This window comes from Microbispora sitophila, from assembly GCF_014892245.1.
Classification (GTDB): domain Bacteria; phylum Actinomycetota; class Actinomycetes; order Streptosporangiales; family Streptosporangiaceae; genus Microbispora; species Microbispora siamensis.
In genome coordinates this window covers 311,831-333,885 of the sequence record NZ_JADBGC010000002.1, presented here as the reverse complement: position 1 = coordinate 333,885, position 22,055 = coordinate 311,831, and the positions used below count along the sequence as shown (strand labels likewise).

13 protein-coding genes and 1 pseudogene are annotated in these 22,055 nt (G+C 72.8%); 7 read left to right on the top strand and 7 right to left on the bottom strand.

Annotation, left to right across the window (positions count from 1 at the left end; translation table 11 throughout):
• Positions 1–7: 7 nt before the first annotated feature.
• Both IL992_RS04790 and IL992_RS04785 read right to left on the bottom strand, forming a co-directional pair.
• Positions 8–2,452 carry an FtsX-like permease family protein gene (locus IL992_RS04790; protein ID WP_193202069.1) on the bottom strand — a complete coding sequence of 815 codons (2,445 nt, stop codon included), beginning with the start codon at positions 2,450–2,452 and terminating at the stop codon, positions 8–10.
• The gene (locus IL992_RS04785) at positions 2,446–3,117 is read right to left on the bottom strand and encodes an ABC transporter ATP-binding protein (protein ID WP_193202068.1); all 672 of its coding nucleotides are present in this window, start codon (positions 3,115–3,117) and stop codon (positions 2,446–2,448) included. Before IL992_RS04785 ends, IL992_RS04790 begins: the two co-directional genes overlap by 7 nt.
• Between IL992_RS04785 and IL992_RS04780 the strand changes: the two genes are divergently transcribed.
• The 3 genes from IL992_RS04780 (at position 3,068) to IL992_RS04770 (ending at position 7,144) form a co-directional block, all read left to right on the top strand.
• Positions 3,068–4,081 carry an ATP-binding protein gene (locus IL992_RS04780; protein WP_193202067.1) on the top strand — a complete coding sequence of 338 codons (1,014 nt, stop codon included), beginning with the start codon at positions 3,068–3,070 and terminating at the stop codon, positions 4,079–4,081. The genes IL992_RS04785 and IL992_RS04780 overlap by 50 nt on opposite strands.
• A complete protein-coding gene (locus IL992_RS48220; RefSeq protein WP_193202066.1) occupies positions 4,078–5,244 on the top strand; it encodes a helix-turn-helix transcriptional regulator in 1,167 nt (388 codons plus the stop codon). The genes IL992_RS04780 and IL992_RS48220 overlap by 4 nt, the downstream gene beginning before the upstream one ends.
• A 109-nt stretch (positions 5,245–5,353) precedes the next feature.
• Positions 5,354–7,144 carry a S9 family peptidase gene (locus tag IL992_RS04770; RefSeq protein ID WP_193202065.1) on the top strand — a complete coding sequence of 597 codons (1,791 nt, stop codon included), beginning with the start codon at positions 5,354–5,356 and terminating at the stop codon, positions 7,142–7,144.
• On the opposite strand, the gene IL992_RS04765 is transcribed toward IL992_RS04770, so the two are convergent.
• On the bottom strand, positions 7,141–8,607 hold the full coding sequence (locus tag IL992_RS04765) for a PP2C family protein-serine/threonine phosphatase (protein ID WP_319018342.1): 1,467 nt from the start codon (positions 8,605–8,607) through the stop codon (positions 7,141–7,143). The genes IL992_RS04770 and IL992_RS04765 overlap by 4 nt on opposite strands.
• Before the next feature lie 225 nt (positions 8,608–8,832).
• Between IL992_RS04765 and IL992_RS04760 the strand changes: the two genes are divergently transcribed.
• On the top strand, positions 8,833–13,044 hold the full coding sequence (locus tag IL992_RS04760; protein WP_193202063.1) for a HAMP domain-containing protein: 4,212 nt from the start codon (positions 8,833–8,835) through the stop codon (positions 13,042–13,044).
• A gap of 3 nt (positions 13,045–13,047) precedes the next feature.
• Positions 13,048–13,674, top strand: a complete 627-nt coding sequence (locus tag IL992_RS04755) for a response regulator (protein WP_193202062.1) — start codon at positions 13,048–13,050, stop codon at positions 13,672–13,674.
• Between the two features lie 56 nt (positions 13,675–13,730).
• Here IL992_RS04755 and IL992_RS04750 read toward each other — a convergent pair whose 3' ends face one another.
• Together IL992_RS04750 and IL992_RS04745 are read right to left on the bottom strand one after the other, a co-directional pair.
• Positions 13,731–15,257 (bottom strand): NYN domain-containing protein, encoded by a 1,527-nt coding sequence (locus IL992_RS04750; protein WP_193202061.1) that lies wholly within the window; start codon positions 15,255–15,257, stop codon positions 13,731–13,733.
• 272 nt (positions 15,258–15,529) lie between these two features.
• On the bottom strand, positions 15,530–19,273 hold the full coding sequence (locus IL992_RS04745) for a sigma factor (protein WP_193202060.1): 3,744 nt from the start codon (positions 19,271–19,273) through the stop codon (positions 15,530–15,532).
• 188 nt (positions 19,274–19,461) lie between these two features.
• On the opposite strand from IL992_RS04745, the gene pyrE reads away from it, so the two are divergent.
• On the top strand, positions 19,462–20,019 hold the full coding sequence (pyrE, locus tag IL992_RS04740; RefSeq protein ID WP_193202059.1) for an orotate phosphoribosyltransferase: 558 nt from the start codon (positions 19,462–19,464) through the stop codon (positions 20,017–20,019).
• A gap of 43 nt (positions 20,020–20,062) precedes the next feature.
• Here the strand turns inward: pyrE and IL992_RS04735 are convergent, their stop codons facing one another.
• Positions 20,063–21,223, bottom strand: a complete 1,161-nt coding sequence (locus IL992_RS04735) for an RNA-guided endonuclease InsQ/TnpB family protein (RefSeq protein WP_193202058.1) — start codon at positions 21,221–21,223, stop codon at positions 20,063–20,065.
• Positions 21,224–21,236: 13 nt separating this feature from the next.
• On the opposite strand from IL992_RS04735, the pseudogene tnpA reads away from it, so the two are divergent.
• Positions 21,237–21,513 (top strand): annotated as a pseudogene (gene tnpA / locus IL992_RS04730) (IS200/IS605 family transposase); the annotation flags it as partial.
• Here the strand turns inward: tnpA and IL992_RS04725 are convergent.
• A complete protein-coding gene (locus IL992_RS04725) occupies positions 21,497–21,943 on the bottom strand; it encodes a hypothetical protein (RefSeq protein WP_193202057.1) in 447 nt (148 codons plus the stop codon). The pseudogene tnpA and the gene IL992_RS04725 overlap by 17 nt on opposite strands.
• Positions 21,944–22,055 lie beyond the last annotated feature (112 nt).

Here is a 22,055-nt window from a genome sequence, read left to right as displayed (position 1 = left end):
GCGCGGGTCACGAGCGCGGGATCGCCACGCCTTTGGTGCGGAGCGTGGGCGCGACCGCCGCGACCGCCCCCAGCAGGAAGCAGATCCCGATCACCAAGGCGACCGGCCGCCACGGCACGTCGAAGGCGAACACCCCGGCCAGGCGCAGCAGGGCCGCCTCCAGCCCCAGCAGGCCGAGCGCCGTGGCCGCGAACCCCAGCACCACTCCGACCGCCACCACCGCCAGCGCCTCAGCCACGACGTATCGCAGCACCTGCGCCCGAGTCGCTCCCAGCAGCCGCAGTCCGCCCCGCTCGGCCGCCCGGTCGGAGGCCGCCATCAGCAGCGTGTTGACCAGCGCGATCACGGTGTAGCAGAGCATGATCCCCAGCACGGCCAGCAGGCCGAGCCGGCTGGCCGAGGCCTGCCGGTCGCCGGACTCCCGCACCCACTCGGCCCTGCTCACCGCGCGGGCGTTGTGGCCGCGCACAGCCTGCTCGATCGCGGCGCGTACGGCCGGGGCCGCCGCCCCCGGGCGCGCCGTCACGTACGCGGCGGAGGGCAGGGCGGAGAAGGCGTGGGCGGTCGTGACGTAGGAGTCGGCGGGCGAATCGTCCCCGAGCACACCGGTCACCGTCAGCGTGACCGGGCTGCCGTCGGCGGCCCACATGCGCACCCGCTGCCCCAGGCTCAGCTCCCAGGTCCGGGAGACGACGATCGTGTCGTCGCGCAGCCCGGCCGTCGATCCGGCGACCAGCGGGACCGACAACGCCGTGGACAGCGTGCCCGGCTCGACGGCCCGGGCGGGCCTCCGGATGAGCTGGGTGTCGCCCTCGAGCGTGTACACGCTGGTCTCGGTCTCGGTGGCGACGTCCACGCCGGGGATGGCCCGCAGCCGCCGGACGACCTGCCGGTCCAGCCCCGCGTCCCCGTCGGGGAGCACCAGATAGTCGGCCCGCACCGGCCGGGTCCGCAGCGCCGACTTGGCGGCGTCGGTCATCGCCGCCCCGCCCAGCAGCGAGGCCGCCAGCGCCACGGTGACCAGGACGGGCGCGGCCGTGGCGGCGGTGCGCCTGGCCGAGGCAGCCGTCCCGCCCGCGACCACGACGCCGCCGGCGCCGCGAAGCCGCTCCAGCGGCGCGACGAGCAGGCGGGTGACGGGCCGCACGAAGACCGGCGCGAGCAGGCCCAGCGCGGCGATGAGCAGCATGACGATCGGCATGAAGGTCTTGTTGTTCGTGGCCGAGTCCGGATCGCCGACGGCGTTCACCGCCATGCCGACCAGCGCCGTGCCCAGCAGGCCCAGCCCGGCGATCCACCGGCCCCACGTCATCGCACGGGGTTCCACCGCCGCCTCGCGCAGCGCCTCGGCGGGCCGCACCCGCCCGGCCCTCCGCGCGGCCACGGCCACGCCGGCCAGGGCGACCAGCACTCCGGTGCCGAAGGCCACCCAGGCGGGCACGGGCGACCGCGACGGTGTCAGCCACTCCGGCGCCATCCCCAGCGCGGCCAGCCGGTCGAGGATCGGCCGGGTGGCCAGGGGGCCGAGGAACGCGCCCACCGCGGAGGCGGCCACCGCGACGAGGGCCGCCTCGCCGTACATCATCCGCCTGACCTGGCGCGCCGTCGCGCCGATGGTCCGCAGCAGGGCGAACTCGCGCCGCCGCTGCCCAACCGCGAACGCGAACGTGGACGAGACCACGAAGATCGCGATGAATGCCGCGAACCCGGCGGCGATGCCGACGATCGTGTTGGTGTTGTTGCGCGCCCGCTCGTCGGCCTCGCGGAACGGATCGGCCAGCGCCCGGTCCTGCCCGCTCAGCACCCGCGCCGCCCCCGCCACCGCCTTCGTCACCTCGGCGGCGGGCCGCCACAGCGCGAGCGCGTCCACGCGCGGCGACAGCCGGGCGGCCTGCGTGTCGGCGAAGAACACGGTGGGCTGCGGCCCCGCCGTCGTGACGCCCACGACCCGATACGTCTCGATCCCGGACGCGGTGACCACGGGCACCCGCGTCCCGGGGGACACCCGCCGCCGCCCGGGCTGGGTCTCCGCGCTGATCGCGATCTCGCCGTTCGCCGAGGGCGCGCGGCCCGCGACGAGCGCCTGCGGGGCCGTACGCGCGGCCGACCAGGGCCTGCCCACCGCCGCCGGCCCGTCCGAGAGCCGCGCGGGGAAGACCCGGTCCACCACCGCGCCGGGGAAGCGGGCGACCAGGTCGTCCCCGAGGCCGCGCGGCTCGGCCAGGGGCGCGCTGCTGCCGCCCCGCCAGGTGTCCACGGTGAGCCTCTCGTCGGGCACGACCACGACGGGCGCGGCGGCGTACCGCTGCGGCCCCCGCGCCGGCGACGTGACGCTGGAGGCCAGCACCTGGCCGAGCGCGGCGATCAAGGCGGCGCCCAGCGCCAGCGCGGCGAAGGTGCCCGCGAAAGAGATCCGGCGCGTACGCAGCGTGGACCAGGCGATCCTCAGCACGACGCCTCCAACTGCAGCATCCGGGTAGCGACGAGTTCCGCGGTGGGCTCGTACAGCTCGCCGTACACGCGGCCGTCGGCCAGGAACACGACCCGGTCGGCGTACGAGGCCGCCACGGGGTCGTGGGTGACCATGACGATGGTCTGGGCCTGCCGGTCCACCAGCGTGCGCAGCAGGCGCAGCACGTCGCGGCTGGTGTTGGCGTCGAGGGCGCCGGTCGGCTCGTCGGCGAAGAGCACGGCGGGGCGGGTGACCAGCGCCCGCGCGATGGCCACCCGCTGCTGCTGCCCGCCCGACATCTCGGCGGGCCGGTGCCCGGCGCGCTCGGCCAGGCCCACGGCGCCCAGGCTCTGCCGCACCAGCTCCCGGTCGGGGCGCCGCCCGGCGAGCCGCAGCGGCAGGCCCACGTTCTGCTCCGCGGTGAGCGAGGGCAGCAGGTTGAACGACTGGAACACGAAGCCGATCCGGTCCCTGCGCAGCAACGTCAGCTTCCGGTCGCCGAGTGCGGCCAGGTCGCGGCCGTCCACGACCACCTGCCCCGCACTGGGCCGGTCCAGCCCGGCCGCGCACTGCAGCAGCGTCGACTTGCCCGACCCCGAGGGTCCCATCACGGCCGTGAACGTGCCGGCGCCGAAACTCGCCCCCGGCACGCGCGACCGCGTCATCGAGGAGAGCTGCGGCAACCCGCTCGCCCTGCTCGAACTCCCGCGTACGGACCTGCCCGCCTACGACCGGAGCCCACTGCCGCTGCCCGCCCGCATCCAGCAGGCGTACGCGGTCCGCATCGCCGAACTGCCCCCGGAGGCCCAGAAGGCGCTGCTGATCACCGCGCTGACCGACGGCGGCGACCTGGACGTGATCGTGAGGGCGGGCCGGGAGCTCGGGATCGCGCCCGCCGCCCTGGGCGTGGCCGAGAGGTCCGGCCTGGTCAGAGTCGACGGCGGGCGGGTGGCCTTCACCCACCCCCTCATGCGCGCGGCGGCCTTCCGGCAGGGCACCTACGATCTGCGGCTGGAGGTCCACGCGATCCTGGCGAGGCTGCTCGAGCATCAGCCCGACCGGCGGGCCTGGCACCTGGCCGCCGCCGCCACCGGCCCCGACGAGACGGCAGCGCTGGCGCTGGAGCAGGTCGCGCGGCGCGCCCGGGAGCGGGACGGCAACGCCGGGGCCTGCGCCGCACTGGAGCGGGCCGCCGAGCTCACCGAGGACCACGCGCTCAAGGCGGGGCGGCTGACCGAGGCCGCCGTCGCCGCCGCCGACGCGGGCCAGGCCGGCCGGGCCAAGGAACTGGTCGAGCGCGCCGCCGCGCTGGTCACCGACCCTCGTTCCCGGGCGCGGCTGTGCGACCTGCGTGCCAGGATCGCGTTCGACGAGGGCGCCCCGCACCTGGCTCACGACCTGCTGATGGCGGGCGCGGAGGAGCTGGCCGCGCTCACGACCGCGGAGGGCTGCGACGAGCAGGCGCGGCAGGACCGGATCGCGGCCGGGCTCATGCTGACCGACGCCGCGCGCAACGCCTGGCAGCTCAGCGACCCGGCCAGGGTCGCCGAGGCGGCCGAACGCCTGCACAAGCTCGGCCTGCGCCCGGAGGACGGCTGTCCCCGCTCGGCCCCGCCGTCCAGGCCGTGACCGGCGCGTCGGTGCTGCTGCTGCAGGGACCGGCGGAGGGGCTTCCCATCATGCGCGACATGGTCGCCAGGGGCGGCCGGATCACCTCCGGCGCGCACACGTTCCGGATCAACGCGGCCTTCGTCGCCCCGCTCGTCGGCGACTTCAGGACCGGGCACGACATCTCGGCCGCCATGGCCGCGGAGTGCCGGGCCGCCGGCGACATCGGCAAACTCCCCCTGGTCCACGTCACGCTCGCCGCCGCCGAGCTGTATCTGGGCAGGTTCAGGGACGCCGAGGCCACCGCGGCCGAGGGCCTGCGGCTCACCTCCGGCACCGGGCAGCGCAACCGGGCGGGCTACCTGGAGGGCACGCTGGCGTGGCCGGCGGCCGTACGCGGAGAGGCGGACCGGTGCGCCGAACTGGCCGCCCGCTCACGCGACCGCTTCGACGCCAACCACATCGTCAACGGCCTGGCGTGGGCCGAGTGGGCGCTGGCCCTGCTCGACCTCGGGCAGGGCCGGTTCGCCGAGGCTCTCGACCGGCTCGACGCCGCCATGACCGGCCCGGTGCGCCACCAGATCCAGGCCGTCTACTTCGCCCCTGACCAGATCGAGGCGGCCGTACGGCTCGGGCTGCCCGCGCGCGAGCCGCTGCGCCGGTTCGAGGAGTGGGCGACGGCGTCGGGACAGGACTGGGCGCTGGCCGTCCTACACCGCTGCCGTGCCCTGGTCGAAACCGACTGGGAGCGGGCGCACGAGGACTTCGACGCCGCCGTACGGCTCCACGCCGGCAGGGGCCGCCCCTGGGAGGCGGCCCGCACCAGGCTCGCCTTCGGGGAGCGCCTGCGCAGGGAGCGCGACAAGGGCAGCGCCCGGCCGCACCTGCGGGCCGCGTGGGAGACCTTCGAGCGGCTGGGCGCCCGTCCGTGGGCCGAGCGCGCCCGCACCGAGCTGCGTGCCACCGGTGACACCAGCTCCCCGGCCGCGCGTACGGAAACGCTGTCCGCGCTGTCCCCGCAGGAGCTGCAGATCGTGCGACTGGCCGCCAGGGGCCTGACCAACCGGGAGATCGGCGCGCAGTTGTTCCTCAGCCCGAAGACCGTCAGCTACCACCTCTATCGGGCGTTTCCGAAGCTCAACGTGGCCAGCCGCGCCCAGCTCGCCGGCCTCGACCTGTCCTGACCGGCGCACCGCCCGAACTCGTGGCCCGACATCGCCTGTTTGTCAGGCATTGTCGCGTGCGGCGGGACATACTGAACCCGACCCCGTAGGAGCGCAGGGGAGGGCCGGCATGAAGGCCGAGGAACGCTGGCAGGCCAGGTTCCGGGCACCGCGGGTGACCCTGCCGACGTGGGCGCGCCAGGCGCCGCACCGCGCCGTCTACCGCGGCAACGCCTCGGGCTCCTGGGAGATCTACGCCTGGGACCGGTCGAGCGGCCAGACCCGCCAGGTCACCGACCGCCCCCACGGCACCCGGTATGGCGCGATCGACCCCACCGGCCAGTGGATCTGGTGGTTCGGCGACATACACGGCGACACGGACGGCGACGGGCACGGCGTGTGGTCGCGCCAGCCGTTCCAGGGCGGCCCGGACGTGCCCCTGACCATGCCGCCCGGCCACCCCTGCGGGCTCGCGCTCGCCTCGGACGGCACCGCGGCCGTCGGCCGCTCCTCCCGGGACGGCTTCGAGATCCTGCTGGCCAGGCCCGGAAACGAGCCGGTCACGCTGTATCGCCACCACGAGTACGCCGCGGTCGCGGACATGTCGCTCGACGGCTCGCTCGTCGCCGTCAACCACAGCGAGCACGGCAACGTCCTGCACCCGGCCGTACGGGTCATCAGGGCGAACGGCTCCACGGTCGCCGAGCTGAACGACGGACCGGGCAGGGGCGTGACCGGCGGCAGATTCGCCCCCGTCCCCGGCGACCGGCGCCTGCTCGTCCTGCACGAGCGCCGGGGCCGCCGCGAACCGCTCGTGTGGGACCCGGTGACCGGTGAGCAGCGGGAGATCTGGCTGCGGGTGCGCGGCGAGATCTCCGCGGACTGGTACGACGACGGCCGGGCGCTGCTCATCATCCACAACCAGCGGGGACGCACGGAACTGCTGCGCTACGACCTCGCCGGAGGCGGCCTCACCCCGATCGAGAGCCCGCACGGGGTGATCGAGGCGGCCGCGCCGCGCCCCGACGGCACCGTCGAGTACGCCTGGTCGAGCGCCGCCCACCCGCCGGTCGTCAAGTCGAGCAACGGCCATGTGGTCTTCAGCCCCGGACGCACGCCGCCGCCGTCCGTACCCCTGGAGGACATCGACGTGGAGGGCCCGGGAGGACGCATCCACGCCCTCGTCTCCCGGCCGGAGCGGGTGGCCGCGCCGTACCCCACGGTGTTCCTCCTGCGCGGCGGTCTGCCGGGGTTCGGCGGCGGCCCGGGCGGCCAGGACGACGACTCGTTCCAGCCGCAGGTCGCCGCGTGGGTCGACAGCGGTTTCGCGGTGATCAGGGTGAACCACCGGGGCTCGGCCGGGTACGGCTCGGCCTGGCGCGACGCCCTGCGCGGCGAGGTCGGCCACATCGAGCTGGCCGACGTGGCGGCGGTGCGCGACTGGGCGGTGGAGCGCGGCATCGCCGACCCCGACCGCCTCGTGCTCGCCGGCACGGCGTGGGGCGGTTACCTGACCCTGCTCGCGCTCGGCACCCAGCCGAAGTCGTGGGCGGCGGGCATCGCCGCCGCGCCCATCGCCGACCACGCGGCGGCGTACGAGGACGAGACCGAAAGCCTGCGCGCGGCGCACCGGGCGCTGCTGGGCGGCTCCCCGGCCGAGGTGCCCGAGCGGTACGCCGCGTCCTCCCCGATCACCTACGCCGACATGGTGGAGGCCCCGCTGCTGATCCTCACGGGGGCGAACGATCCGCGCTGCCCGGCGCGGCAGGTCGAGCACTACGTGCGGGCCCTGGCGGACCACGGCAGGGAGGCCTCCGTCTACCGGTACGACACCGGACCGGGCACGCCGGTGGTGGAGGAGCGGGTCCACCAGATGGCCGCGGCCATCGACTTCGCCGTCCGCGCCATAGGGAGTGTCTAGGGCGCGCGCAGGACGAGGATGGCCAGGTCGTCGGCGCTCGGCTCGGGCGCGAAGTCCTGCACGGCGCGGCGGATGCGCTCGGCCACCGCGCGGGCGGACAGATCCACGCACTCCTCCAGCAGCTTGGCCAGGCCGCCGTCGTCGTCGAGCAACCGGTCGCCCGACCGCCGCTCGGTGACCCCGTCGGTCACGCCCAGCAGCACGTCGCCGGGGGTGAGGCGCAGGCTGTCCTCCTGGAACTTCGCCTCGGGGAACACCCCGAGCAGCGACTGCGGCGTGGCGACGACCTCGACGAGGCCGTTCGGCCGCAGTCGCAGGGCCTCCGGGTGCCCGGCCGAGACGAGGCGGATGTCGAGGCCCTCCGGCACGACCGTGATCTGGCCGTGCAACAGCGTCAGGAAGCGGGCGCGCTCTCCCTCCTCCAGGATGGCCTGGTTGAGCCGGCCCACGACGGCGGCCACGCCGTACCCCTCGCGGGCGAGCAGCCGGAGCGTGTGACGGGCCAGCCCGGTGACCGCGGCGGCCTCGGGCCCGGTGCCGCAGACGTCGCCGATCGCGAAGCGCCAGACCCCGTCCGCGATCGGGAACAGGTCGTAGAAGTCGCCGCCGACCTCGTTGTTCTCCCCGGCCGGCTCGTAGATGACATGGAAGTCGAGCCCGGGAGTCGTGGGCTCGTCCGGCGGCAGGAGGCTGCGCTGCAGCGCCCGGTTGGCCGCCGCCTGCTGCGCGTACAGACGGGCGTTGTCGAGCGCGAGCGCCGCGCGCCGGCCGAGGTCCTCGGCGATCTGCATCGCCTCGTCGGGGAAGCGGTCGCGCCGGCCCAGGCACATCACGCCGAGCCGCCGCCCCCGGGCGGTCAGCGGGTAGGCCAGCGCCTGCCAGTCGCTCATCGGCAGCACGGCGGGGTCGTCGTCCGCCGGCAGTGCGATCTCCTCCAGCTCGTCGCGCATGGCGTCGATCTGGGTCTCGTCCGCGTGCCAGAGGTAGGCGGGCCGCAGCTCCCCCAGCCCGTCCTGGTCGGTGTAGACGGCGCACCAGCTCGCCAGGCGCGGCACCACGATCTGCGCGATGATCGCCGGGACCATCTCCGGGTTGAGCGTGCCCGCGAGCAGGTCGCTCGCGTCCGCGAGAAAGCCCAGCCACCCCGGGCCGTGCGCGGCCTCGAGCAGCCATTCGTCGCTCTGGACCGGCTCCCCGCCCGGCAGTTCCAGGCGGGCCCAGCGGGTGCGCAGCGACGAGGTGAACGTGACGCCCCACGTGACGGCGTCGGCCGGCGGCCCGAAGTCCTGGCCGTCCGTCTTCTCCCGCACCTCCACCTGGATGGACTCGCCGTGGTGCAGCCACACGACCTCGAAGGGCGCGTCGGCGGCCTCCGCGACCAGTTCGCCCGCCAGGCGTTCGGCCTCGGGGTACACGGACATCGCGGCCCACGCCGTCATCACCTCGCGCGTGAACCGCTTCACTTCGGGTACGGCCGTCTCACCTGGCGTGAAGGACGCCGCCAGGACGGCTCGAGGGGTAGTTGTCACCACCATTGTGCTTACCACACTTTCGCCTGACCTCGGGTCAAGCAAGGGGGCCCCGCACCCCACGGAACGTGACAGACTGGCATGGAGTCCACGGCTGGACAGGCCGTATGAGGCCCTACGCCTTGGTCGCGTCAGCCCCGTCGGGGTAAAGGAGGCTAAATGTCGCCCGCCAACGCCGAGCTGGCCGGGACCGAACGGGTCTATCGCGAATCCGATCTCGTGCCCTTCCTGGAGACTCTTATCACATGGCGCGACGGCGACTTCCGCCGCCGCGTCTCGCACGCCCCGCCGGGAATCCTCAGCGAGATCCGGCTGCTGCTCAACGAAGTGGCCGACCGCCGCGAACACCTGGCCAACGAGCTGGCCCGGGTGCGCCGCGAGATCGTCAAGGAGGGCCGCTTCACCGAACGGCTGAGCCCCGGGCCTGGCGTCGGCGCGTGGGCGGAGAGCGTGGGCTCGGTCAACGACCTCATCGACGCCATCGTGACACCGGTCAGCGGCGCCGCCGACGTCATCGACGCGGTGGCCAAGGGCGACCTGTCCCGCCGGATCGACGTGGACCGCGCGGCCCGGGGTGAGGTGCGCCGCCTGGGCAAGGCCATCAACGGCATGGTCGACCAGCTCTCGCTGTTCACCTCGGAGGTGACGCGGGTCACCCGCGACCTCGGCACCGAGGGCAAGCTGGGCGGCCGGGCCAATCTGCGCGGCATGTCGGGAAGCTGGCGCGACCTCACCGAGGCCGTCAACACGATGTCCGACCGCGTCTCCGCGCAGGTCCGCGACATCGCCGAGGTGACGACCGGGGTCGCGCGAGGCGACCTGAGCCGCAAGGTCACCGTCGACGCCGTCGGCGAGATGCTGGAGCTGAAGCACACCGTCAACACGATGGTCGACCAGCTCTCGGCGTTCGCCGAGGAGGTCACCCGGGTGGCCCGCGAGGTGGGCACCGAGGGCAAGCTGGGCGGCCAGGCGCAGGTGCGCGGTGTGTCGGGGGTCTGGAAGGACCTCACCGACAACGTCAACTTCATGGCCAACAACCTGACCTCACAGGTGCGGCAGATCGCCGTCGTCTCCACCGCCGTGGCCAAGGGCGACCTGTCCAGGAAGATCACGGTGGACGCCCAGGGCGAGATCCTGGAGCTCAAGGAGACCCTCAACACGATGGTCGACCAGCTCTCGGCGTTCGCCGACGAGGTCACCCGGGTGGCCCGCGAGGTGGGCACCGAGGGCAAGCTGGGCGGCCGCGCCGAGGTGAAGGGCGTGTCGGGCGTCTGGAAGGACCTCACCGACAACGTCAACTCGATGGCCAACAACCTGACCTATCAGGTGCGCAACATCGCCCAGGTCACCACCGCCGTCGCCAACGGCGACTTCACCCGCAAGATCGACGTCGACGCCCAGGGCGAGATGCTCGAGCTCAAGAGCACCATGAACACCATGGTCGACCAGCTGTCGTCCTTCGCCTCCGAGGTCACCCGCGTCGCCCGCGAGGTCGGCACCGAGGGACGGCTGGGCGGCCAGGCGCAGGTGCGCGGCGTGTCGGGCATCTGGAAGGACCTCACCGACAACGTCAACTTCATGGCGAACAACCTGACGTCGCAGATCCGTCAGATCGCGGTCGTCTCCACCGCCGTGGCGCAGGGCAACCTGTCCAAGAAGATCACCGTGGACGCCCAGGGCGAGATCCTGGAGCTCAAGGACACGATGAACACGATGGTGGACCAGCTGTCCGCCTTCGCCGACGAGGTGACCCGCGTCGCCCGCGAGGTCGGCACCGAGGGACGGCTGGGCGGCCAGGCGCGCGTCCCCGGCGTGTCGGGCGTCTGGAAGGACCTCACCGACAACGTCAACTCGATGGCCAACAACTTCACCTATCAGGTGCGCAACATCGCCCAGGTCACCACCGCCGTCGCCAACGGCGACCTGACCCGCAAGATCGACGTCGACGCCCAGGGCGAGATCCTCGAACTCAAGAGCACCATGAACACCATGGTCGACCAGCTGTCGTCCTTCGCCTCCGAGGTCACCCGCGTCGCCCGCGAAGTCGGCTCCGAGGGCCAGCTCGGCGGCCAGGCCCGCGTCGAGGGCGTCGAGGGCACCTGGAAGCGGCTCACCGAGAGCGTGAACGAGCTGGCCGGCAACCTGACCACCCAGGTGCGCGCGATCGCCGAGGTGACCAGCGCGGTCGCCAGGGGCGACCTCACCCGGTCGATCACGGTGGAGGCGCCGGGCGAGCTGGCCCAGCTCAAGGACAACATCAACACGATGGTCGCCACCCTGCGCGAGACGACCAAGACCAACCAGGAGCAGGACTGGCTCAAGTCCAACCTGGCCCGGATCTCCCGCCTGATGCAGGGCCACCGCGACCTGATGGAGGTCGCCCGGCTGATCATGAGCGAGCTCACCCCGCTCGTCTCGGCCAGCCACGGCGCCTGCTACCTCTACGACGACGGCCGGCTCAACCTCATCGCCGGGTACGGCATCCAGCCGGGCTCGTCCCCCAAGCCGAACTTCGAGCTGGGCGAGGGAATCATCGGCCAGGCCGCCCTGGAGGCCAAGCAGATCATCCTGGAGAACGTGCCGATCGACTCGATCACGGTCGAGACCGGGCTCAGCCGGTCGAACCCGGCGCAGATCGTCGTGCTGCCGATCCTCTTCGAGAACAAGGTGCTCGGCGTCCTGGAGATGGCCTCGTTCAGGCATTTCAGCGAGGTGCATCTGGCGTTCCTCACCCAGCTCGTCGAGACCATCGGGGTCACGATCAACACGATCATGGCCAACTCCCGGACCGAGGACCTGCTCACCGAGTCGCAGCGGCTCGCGATCGAGCTGCAGGAGCGCTCCGACGAGCTCCAGCGCCAGCAGGAGGAGCTGCGCCGGTCCAACGCCGAGCTGGAGGACAAGGCGGCGCTGCTCGCCAAGCAGAACCGCGCCATCGAGATCCAGAACTTCCAGATCGAGCAGGCCCGGCGGACGCTGGAGGAGCGGGCCGAGCAGCTCGCGGTGTCCTCGCGCTACAAGTCCGAGTTCCTGGCGAACATGTCCCACGAGCTGCGCACCCCGCTGAACAGCCTGCTCGTGCTCGCCAAGCTGCTGACGGAGAACGCCGAGGGCAACCTGACGCCGCAGCAGGTCGAGTTCGCCCGGACGATCCACGACGCCGGATCGGCTCTGCTGCAGCTGATCAACGACATCCTCGACCTGTCCAAGGTCGAGGCGGGCCGCATGGACATCCACCCGCAGGCGATGTCGCTGTCCGCGCTGGTCGACTACATGGAGGCCACCTTCGCACCGCTCGCGCAGGACAAGGGCCTGTCGTTCACGGTCCAGGTCGATCCGTCCGTGCCGAACGACCTTCGCAGCGACGAGCAGCGGCTCCAGCAGGTGCTGCGCAACCTGCTGTCCAACGCGGTGAAGTTCACCCACGAGGGCGAGGTCAGGCTGGAGGTCACCCGCGCGCCCGCCGACGTGCCGTACGTGGACGAGAAGCTGCAGGGCTCGCAGGAGGACATGCTGGCCTTCAGGGTCGTGGACACCGGCATCGGCATCGCGCCGGACAAGCTCGAAGTGATCTTCGAGCAGTTCCGCCAGGCCGACGGCACGACCAGCCGCAAGTACGGCGGCACCGGCCTCGGCCTGTCGATCTGCCGGGAGATCGCCCGCCTCCTCGGCGGTGAGATCCACGTGCAGAGCGCCCCCGGAGAGGGCAGCACCTTCACGCTGTACCTGCCCCCGAACTACTCCGGGCCGCTCGCCGCACCCGACGGCGGCGCGATCGCCACGCCGCTGGAGCCGGAGGGCCGCGACGACGAGGTGCCCGACCTGCACATCAAGGACATCCTCCCGGAGATTCCCCTCCCGACCGACCTGCCGCTCCCCCAGTACGCGCCGCTCGTGGACGGTCACGACTGGCAGGGGGACGACCCGCTGGCCGGAGCCAAGATCCTCATCGTGGACGACGACATCCGCAACGTCTTCGCGTTGACCAGCGTGCTGGAGCGGCACGGCTCGACCGTCGTGTACGCCGAGAACGGCCGCGAGGGCATCGAGCAGCTCGAACGCAACGAGGACGTGGCGCTCGTGCTGATGGACATCATGATGCCCGAGATGGACGGCTGGGCCACGACCTCGGCCATCCGCACGATGCCGCAGTTCGCCGACCTGCCGATCATCGCGCTGACGGCGAAGGTCATGCGGGGAGACCGCGAGAAGAGCATCTCGTCGGGCGCCTCCGATTACGTGCCCAAGCCCGTCGACGTCGACCGCCTGCTCGAACGGCTGCGCGGATGGCTCATGCGCGGCCGCAGCGGGGGCACAGAACGAACGAGGGGCGTGCCGTCCCCAGAGTCCCGAGACTCCCAGGAGGCATGATCGATGCCTGACCGCGCCAGGGTCCTGCTGGTCGACGACCGTGAGGAGAACCTGATCGCCCTGGAGGCGATCCTCAGCTCGCTGGACGTCGTGCCCGTACGGGCCCGGTCCGGAGAGGAGGCGCTGAAGGCCCTCCTGTCGACCGACTTCGCTCTGATCCTGCTCGACGTGCGCATGCCGGGCATGGACGGCTTCGAGACCGCCGCGCACATCAAACGGAGAGAGCGCACCAGGAACATCCCGATCATCTTCCTGACCGTGGTCGACAGCGCCCCCGACTACGCCTTCCGGGGGTACGCCGCGGGGGCGGTGGACTACCTCACCAAACCGTTCGACCCCTGGGTGCTGCGCGCCAAGGTCGCCGTGTTCGTGGAGCTCTACACGATGAACCGGCGGCTCACCGAGCAGGCGGCGCTGCTGCGCGATCGGCTGTCGAACGAACTGCCGGGCGGCGGCGACCACACCTCCGTACTGGCCGAACTGGCCGGCCGCGTCACCGCCGTCGAGGACGAGCTACGGCGGGTGCGGGAACTGGCGGACAAGTCCGGCGACCGGCCTCTGAACGGCGCCGTCGCCGAGCTCAGCGAGCGCGTCTCCCATCTGCGGGCCGGCTTCGACGCCCTCGGCTGACACCACGCACCGCGACCGGCTCAGACGCGGCCGGTCGCGGGCGGTGGGACGACGGGTCAGCGGCGGGCGCGTTCCAGTGCGTCCCAGAAGCCGCGGCGCAGGGCGTGCCTGACCTCGTCGTGCAGCAGGAAGTCGATCGGCAGCGAGGACCCCTGCAGCAGGCGGGCCTCCAGGTCGGACGGCATCCGGGGCTTGCGGGCGAGCACGGCCTCCAGCCACAGCGCGGGGGCGTCCCGGGCGACCGATTCGCCGAAGTCGTGGCCCTCCTTGTGCGCCGCCTTCACCGCCTCGGCCAGCGTCGTGGTGCCTCCTGTCTGGATCGGCACCGGCGCGGGCTGCGGACCGGTGTACGGCCCGAGCTGGGAGGGCGAGTAGCCGGCGGATCCGGAGCCGTACTGGCTCTGCGCCGGGCCGCTCGGCGGCGTCTGGACTCCCGAGGAGGGCGGTGACGGAGGCGACGGAGGCGGGGTGGACGCCGGCGGGGCCGGCAGCGGAGTGCTCACGGGCGGCTGAGCCTGGCGCTGCGGCTGAGACGGCTGGCCGGTCGGCGGCTGGGTCTCCGTCGAGTAGCCGTTGTATACCGGTGGAGTCGGCTGCGCGGGAAGGGCCGGACGTGCGTGGGCGGCGGACGATCGGCCGCCGCTGTGTGCTCCCGTGCCATGTGAGCCCGTGCCGTGCGAGCCAGTGCCCTGGACGCCGCTTCCGGGGGTGCCGCTTCCGAGGGTGCTCGTGCCGTGCGATCCGCCGCTGTGGGTGCCCGTGCCGGGTGCCCCCGTGGCGTGCGGTTGGGTGACGTTCGACGCGGCACCGGATGCGCCCAGATCGTGCGACACGCTCTGCGACGGCGTGCCGTGCGGTCCCGTCAGCGGGGTCGCCTCGCCGTGAAGACCGGCGGCGTAGTTCCCCTGCGACTGGGTGCCGTTCTGCTGTGTTCCGTTCTGCTGGGAGCCGTTGAGGTGCGTCCCGTTGGACAGTGAGCCGTTTCCGTGCGGGACGAGGCCGTTGCCGTGGGACTGGCCGTTGCCGAGGCCCGGGCCCGAGTCCGCCCCCGTGAGCATCGTGACGTACGGCCGGAGATGGCCGCTCGCGATCTCGACGAGGTCGTCGCACTCCTGCCGCAGGGTGCGCGCCGCCGACCAGGCGCCGTCGGTGGCGATCTGTATGACGGTCACGCGGATGCCGAGGTCCTGCGCGTCGCTCACCACCTGGGCGAGATCCTCGTCACCGCTGACCACGACCGCGTCACAGACCGCGTTGTTGCGCGCCAGGGTCATGAGGTCGCGGTGGACCTGGGCGTCCACGCCCTCCCGCCGGCCCGGCCTGATCCGGCCGAGACGGAGCTTGAGCCCGGGGATGTCCGCCAGCACGTCGTGCTCCGGCGTACGGCGGCCCTCGACGGTCGCCTCATACCAGTAGCAGCGCAGGAGCGGCAGGCCCGTGCGCTCTCTTGACAGGTTCGTCAGGAGCTGCAACAGGCCCGGATAGTCCCAGGAGACGGCCTCGCGATGGCGGGTCCCATGGACGGCCATCGCGCCGTCTGCCAGCAAGTAGCCGGCGTCAACGAACAGCGCGCAGCGATCCACGCGACACCGCCCTTCCTACGTGGCTCTCTCAGGGTAGTCAAGCGTGTCTTCCCGCGAGGGTGATTCCCGGCGATTCAGCCCTCGCCCGCCTGGTGGGGGATCGGGACGCCCACGACCCTGGAACCGGAAGCGTTCACGCCGACCGTACCAGTTTGTCCATGTATCGCCTCCCACCAATTTGTTATGGATAACGCACCAGGGACGACCGGCGATGAGGCAGGAAGCCGAACCGGCGACGGTTGGGCTCCCCTCTCTGCAGTGAGGGGAAGCTGTCAAGACCACGTTCTCGCGCTCACCACCGCGACGCCGAAGAAGACGGGGTCGCGCCGGGTGGCGAGCTGGAGTGCGGGGTGGGGTCCCAGGAGGGCGTGGAGCGTGTCGACCGCGACGCCTCCGGCGTCTCCCTCGCCCAGGACATCCGCCCGGCTCCGGTCCTCCCGGTCTCCACGAGCGCGATCAGTCATGGTGACGACCCCCGCCCTGACTCCCTCGCCGTTCCACACCATCAGGTCGATCCGCGCGGGCGCGCCGCCCGGGGCGAGGCCGTCGAGGGGGAGCCGCAGGGCCTTCTCCTCGCTCCCGACGACCGCCGCGGCGTCCAGGACCACGGCCCGCGTGTACGGCTGCCGCGCGTCCTCAGCCATCACCACCAGGCCCCAGGCCGCGTGCCGGACCGTTCCCGTACGCGCCGGGGCGCCCGCGACCCACCAGCGGCCTCCACCCGCCGTACGGACGAGAGAGGTCACGTCGGCGAACGCCTGATAGCCGGACCCGGTGGGCAGATCCCGCCGGGTGACCTCGGCGGCGTGCAGCGTCGCGTATCCCGGCATCCCCGGGGCGCGCACCCGGATGTCCTCCGCGGGAACCGCTCCCCGGCCGCCGCCGGACCAGTAGAGGCCCGCCCACAACACCTGGCCTCCGGCGGGCAGGTCGAGATCGGCGCAACTGGACGTACGCGTCGAGGGGTCCCTGTCGAGGTCGACCGGCACGCTCACGCCCGAGTCCCGCTCCCGGTCACCTGCTGCGGCTCCGCAGGGAGCGGCCGGCGCGGCGGAGCTCACGAGCGCGTTGCCGACGACCCGGGCGGCGAGGCGGCCGTCCGCGGCGAAGCGGGCCGCCGCGCCCGAGGCGCGCACCCCCACGGTCGATTCGGCGGTGGTCTCCAGCCGCCCCGACCGTACCCGTACCGTGAAGGGCCGTCCCGTGGGCGCGTCCGGGGCCACGGCCACCTTCAGGAAGATCGCCGTCACCTCACCGGCGGTGAGCGGTCCCCGGACGCACCACACCCTGCTGCTCGACACCTGGCTGCCCGACACCCTGCTGCCCGGCACCTGGCGGCCTGGCACCTGGCCGCCTGACACCCTGCTGCCCGGCACCTGGCGGCCCGACGCCTCACACGACCAGCCGTCGCCCGCGCCGCTTCCCGGCCGTGCGCGGTCCGCGCGCCCGCCCGCCGCACGCCCCTGACCGGCGCCGTCGCTCTCCTCGCGGTCCTCCCGTACGGCACCGTTCTGCCCCACGACGCCCGGCTTGGGCTGGTGGCCCTGTCGCGTACCGCCGCCCGCCACGCGGCCCCGGCCTCCGTGCCCGCCCTGATCCAGATAGCGGACGCCGGGCGGGAGGGTCACCGTCGCGGTGACCTCGCCGGTGGCCGCGTCGCCCGCGTTGCGCAGCCGTACGGCGACGAGCCCGGACTGGCCGCGCAGCAGGGCGCCGAGCGGATCGACGGCGGCGACGAGGGCCTCCTTCGCCTTCCTCCCGTTCCCTGCGGCCTTCGGGGCTCCGCTGTCGCTCCGGCCCGATCGGGCATGCTCACGGTCCTCACGATCGCGCTTCCCGGCCTGCGGGCGGCCCTGTACGTCCCCCGGCCGCACAAACGGGGCGCGGCCGGTGGCCGGACGTCGGGCCTGTGACTCGCGCCGGTCACGAGCCCGCTCCGGCGCCTGTCGCGTCCCGCCCAGCGCGCGGACCTCGGCACTCCCCTGCGCACGAGCCTGCGCGTTGCCTTGGGCGTTGCCCGGAGTACTGCCCTGGCCGTGCACCTGAGCGCGGGCCTGGGCGCCGTCCTGCCCGCTGCCCTGGGCGCGGGTCTGTGCGCGGGTCTGGGCGCGATGGTCCTGGTAGGGATGCCGGGAGATCTGGCCTCTCACCGGTTGCCGTTCGGGAGCCGAGGCCCCGGCGTCCGGGTGGCGGGAGTTCTGATCGCGTTCCGCGAGGACGGTCGTCGTATCCGGCTCGGTCACCGGGCGTCTGTCCGCCTGCCCCTTGCTGTCCCGCGCCGCACCGGTGAGACGGCCGCTCTCACGGCCGGCGCCCGTGTGCTCTCCACCTCCACGCCCTTGGGCGCCGGTGGCCGCCGTTCGTCCGTCGTGACGTGCGGCCGGATGATCCTCGCCCGCCCTGCCGGAGCCGGGCAGCGACCCCGTGGCCTCCTGCGCCGTGGCTTTCTGCGCCGTGGCCTTCTGTGCCGTGTCCTCCTGCGGCGCCTCTTCCTGTGCCGTGCCGGGCTCCTCGCGTGGCGACTGCCGATCGGCACCAGGTGTGACCCTGCCGGTGATCTCGGGCATGCCGAGCGCGATGCCCGCACTCGGCTCGTCGGTATCGCCCCCGGCCGCCGGATCGTCCGCGGTCTCCGGCGTCGGGGAGCCCACGGCCGTCCGGGACGCGTGGCCGGTGGCGGCCCGCGAACGCGAGGCCGCGCTGTCCGCGGGCTGCGGGCGGTCCAGGGCCCGCGTCCCGTCCTGTCTCCCCGAGCCGCCGGTGAAGAGCATGCCCGTCGGCTGGGCGACGAGCAGGAAGGCCGCCGTCGCGAGGGCTGCGACGGCGATGCCTCCCAGCACCGCCCGATGCGGCGTCGGCACGCTCCGCAGCAGTGCGGACGACCACGCCAGCGCCGCCCGCGCCCGGGCGAACGCCGCCCGCGGCAGCGCACCCACCTTCGGGCCCACCTTCACGTACACGCGCCGGGTCGCCATCCGCGCGCGGCCGTACATCGCCCCCGGCACCGCGCTCACCTTCGCGCACGCGCGGCGGGTCGTCGCCCGGGCCCGGCCGTAGGCCCCGCGCAGCAGCGTGTCCGCCCGTCCGCGCGCACGCCCCGCCGGGCCCGTCCCGTCCTGGGTGGCCCGAACGGCCCCCCTCATGCGGCGGTCCGCGCGGCTCGTCAATCCCGCCATGTGATGGCGAACGGCTTCCAGCCGCGCCCGCGCCCTGCCGCTCACCCTGCCGCTCGGCCCGCGCCCGCTCGTGCCGCTCGTCATGCCGCCGCCGTACGACCGTGAGCCCGAGGCGGTCGTGGTGGAGAGGTCGGCGAGATAGTCGTCCACGGCCGGCCCGGCGACGAGCTGACCGACGACGGCCCGCAGTTCCTGCGTGAGATCGACCATCTGGAGGAAGACCGACCGGCAGTCGATGCACTCGGCCACATGGGCGTCGACCGCGCCGGCCTCCTGCTTGGGCAGGCCGTTCTCGACGTAGCGGAGGATCATGGACAGGATCGGCCGGCACTCGGCACGGGGACCGTTCTCCAGGTGCAGCCGCACGTACGCCTCCCGCAGGCCCTGACGGGCCCTTCGGGTGAGAAGGGCCGCGGCCCTGCCCGACAGGCCGAGCAGCGGGCCCGCGTCGGCGGGTCTGCCGCCCTCGATCTCCACGTGCCACAGCAGCATGCGCCAGCGTTCCGGCAGCGAGCGGTACGCCCGGGCGAGCGGCGAGCGCTCCAGCCCGGCGAGTTCGGGGTCCACGTAGAGCGAGTCTCCGTCGGCCAGATCGACCACTCCGGCGGCGGCGTAGCGGCGCAGCGACGCGAGGAGATAGGGCCGGAACGCGGAGGCGGGGCCGCCGCCCCGCCGCACCACCTCGAGCACTCGCGCGAAGGTCTCGGCGAGGAGGTCCTCGACCGCGTCCTCGCCCTGCACGACCTGCCGGGCCAGCGACCGCGCGGCGGGCGAGTGCCGCCGGTAGAGCGTCCCGAAGGCCGCCGTGTCGCCTCCCCGCACGGCCTCAAGCAGTTCCATGTCGGTATGCCGGACTTCTCTACGCATTGCGACCTCGCGATTACGATGAGTTGCACGGCGATACATTCCGCAGTCCATGTCCTGGCTAAACCGCTGGAGCCTCTTTACTCTCGGTAGTCTTCGCACGCCACGCGCGGCCCCCGGGCCCGTACGGCCCGCACCGCGGGACCGGCCGTACGCTGAGCCTCATGAGTGACCGCGAGAGACTGCTGGACGAGATCAAGAACAAGGGCATCGTGCACGGCCGGGTCGTACTGTCCTCCGGCAAGGAGGCCGACTGGTACGTCGACCTGCGCCGCATCACCCTGGACGGCGTGGCGGCGCCACTGGTGGGCCGCGTGATGCTGGACCTCACCGAGGACCTGGACTACGAGGCGGTCGGCGGTCTCACGCTGGGCGCCGACCCGGTGGCGACGTCGATGCTGCACGCCGCGGCGGCCCGTGGCCGCACGCTCGACGCGTTCGTGGTGCGCAAGGCGGGCAAGGCCCACGGCCTGCAGCGCAGGATCGAGGGTCCGGACGTCGCCGGACGCCGGGTGCTCGCGGTGGAGGACACCACGACGACGGGCGGGTCCGTGCTCACCGCCGTGGAGGCGTTGCGCGAGGCCGGTGCGCAGGTCGTCGGCATCGCGACGATCGTGCACCGGGGCGGCGACGAGGCGCTGGCCGCGACCGGCGTGCCGTACCGCTCCGCCTACTCCCTCACTGATCTGGGGATCGCTTCACAGTCAGCTTCCCGGCCGTGAACGACCGAGCTTGCAGCTCCTCGCCGTCGATGGCTTTGACGGTTCAGGCCGCGTCGGCAGCGTGACTCACTGCCCAGCCCGCGACACCGCGCGCGGCGATGTTGCGGGCCGCGTTGACGTCGGCGTGCTCAGCGAAGCCGCACGACGTGCAGGCGAAGGTTTCCTGGTCGGGCCGGTTCCTTTTGTCCACGTGCCCGCATGAGGAGCAGGTCTGGGAGGTGTAGGCCGGATCGACGTGGATCACGGCGACTCCGGAGCGGGCCGCCTTGTAGGCGATGAAGCTTCCCAATTGGTGGAAGCTCCACGAGTGCAGCGTGACCCGCTGGGGCTTGCGGAGCCGTACCCGGTCACGGATACCGCCCAGGTCTTCCAGGGCGATGCCGCGTCCGGTGCGTTCTGCCTCAGTCACGATCTGCTTGGCGATGATGTGGTTGATGTTCGCGGCGAAGCGCGCCTCCTTGCGGCGGCGTCTCTTCAGCAGCCGTTTGGCGGACTTGGTGGCCTTGGCCTGCAACCGGCGGCGTAACCGGCGCTGCCGGTGGCGGTGGGCGTTCAGGCCCTTGCCGCTGTGCCGGTCACCATCGCTGGTAGTTGCGATGTTGGCGATCCCCAAATCCACGCCCACGAAGGCGTCCGGGACGGCGATGGGCCGGTCGGGGACATCGCAGGTGGCGATCAGGAACCACATGCCGTCCCGGCAGACCAGGTCGGATCCGCCTTTGCGGTAGGCGGCCAGCGCCGTGAGCTGCTCGGCCGACGCGGTGAAGGCCACATCGCGCACCCTTCCCGCCGTCGTCCAGATCGACACCGTACGCGCGTCGATCTGCCACGACAGGCACCGATCGTCGAACGGCTGGGCGGCATCGGCGCGGAAGGTGATCGGTTTGGAGGTGGCGCGGGCACGGCGTGGCGATCCTTGGGGGCCCAGGTTTCCGTTTCTGATGTTGGCGTGCAGCGCGGTGTAGGCGTCGGCGACCTTCTTGATCACGTGCTGGGCGGCCTGCGCCCCCAGTCCGCGTGTCTTCAGCTCGCGGTAGGTGTGCCTGCGCAGCGCGTACTCGCGCCGCGTCCCGGTGGTGAAGGCCACCCGTGAGACGTGGTTGGCGGCCTCATTGACCGCGCGCAAGGTGGCCTCCAGCGCCGCCGCCTGCCCGCATGTCGGCATCAGCCTCACCTGCACCACCAGCCTCAAATCCGAACACATTATCGCTCGGACTCTGTCGCCGCGATGGGAATCCAGCCCCGATATCCGACGAGGACGCAACGTCGTCTCCACGCTGCACACGCATTTGGTCTTCACACCCAAGTACCGGCGGGTGTATTCACCGGCGAACTCCTGCGCCGCTGCGAAGAAATCATGATCGAGGTGTGCGACAGTTTTGGCGCCGAGCTGGTCGAGTTCACCGGCGAACACGACCACGTCCACCTGCTGGTCCGCTATCCCCCAAGGTCGCCCTGTCCACCCTGGTCAACAGCCTCAAGGGTGTCTCGGCTTCACACTGAACGCCTGGCGCTCGCCGGCCGGCCCGGGGGACCTGGCGGTTCCGTTCTCGAAGACCTGGACCGTGCTCGCGTCGTCGAGGACGACGTCGAGTTCGGGCTGGAAGTAGGACGCCTCCTCATCCCGGGCCAGGTCCCGGTCGATGAGCACGTCGCCGCCGGGCACCCGGACGAACACGGGACACCGGTCGGCCCGGCAGACCACGCGGACGGTGGGCACGCGGGGCGTGGCGGGCGCGGCGGAAGGCTCGGCGGAGGGCCTCGCCGAGGGGGTGGAGGACGCGCCCCCGGCGGCCTCCTCGGAGCCGAACGTGGACAGCAGCGCTCTCGCTCCGACCACGATGACGGCGAGCAGCAGCACGACCGCCAGGCCGACCAGCGCCAGCCTGGCGATGCCGAGGGGATCAGACCTGTGGCGTCCCACACCCGGGAGAGTAGCGGGTGTGAGGCATATCTCAGTACTGACCGGTCACTTCTTGTGCGGCAGCACTTTCCCGCAGGTCATCCGCCCACTCCCCGTAGGCGCCGGCCCACGG

What these genes read in the sequence shown, in the direction of transcription:
- pyrE (WP_193202059.1), top strand. Translation starts at nt 19,462, where the DNA reads ATGAGTGACCGCGAGAGACTGCTGGACGAGATCAAGAACAAGGGCATC.
- IL992_RS04770 (WP_193202065.1), top strand. Translation starts at nt 5,354, where the DNA reads ATGAAGGCCGAGGAACGCTGGCAGGCCAGGTTCCGGGCACCGCGGGTG.
- IL992_RS04735 (WP_193202058.1), bottom strand. Translation starts at nt 21,223, where the DNA reads ATGTGTTCGGATTTGAGGCTGGTGGTGCAGGTGAGGCTGATGCCGACA.
- IL992_RS04760 (WP_193202063.1), top strand. Translation starts at nt 8,833, where the DNA reads ATGTCGCCCGCCAACGCCGAGCTGGCCGGGACCGAACGGGTCTATCGC.
- IL992_RS04785 (WP_193202068.1), bottom strand. Translation starts at nt 3,117, where the DNA reads ATGACGCGGTCGCGCGTGCCGGGGGCGAGTTTCGGCGCCGGCACGTTC.
- IL992_RS04745 (WP_193202060.1), bottom strand. Translation starts at nt 19,273, where the DNA reads ATGGAACTGCTTGAGGCCGTGCGGGGAGGCGACACGGCGGCCTTCGGG.
- IL992_RS04755 (WP_193202062.1), top strand. Translation starts at nt 13,048, where the DNA reads ATGCCTGACCGCGCCAGGGTCCTGCTGGTCGACGACCGTGAGGAGAAC.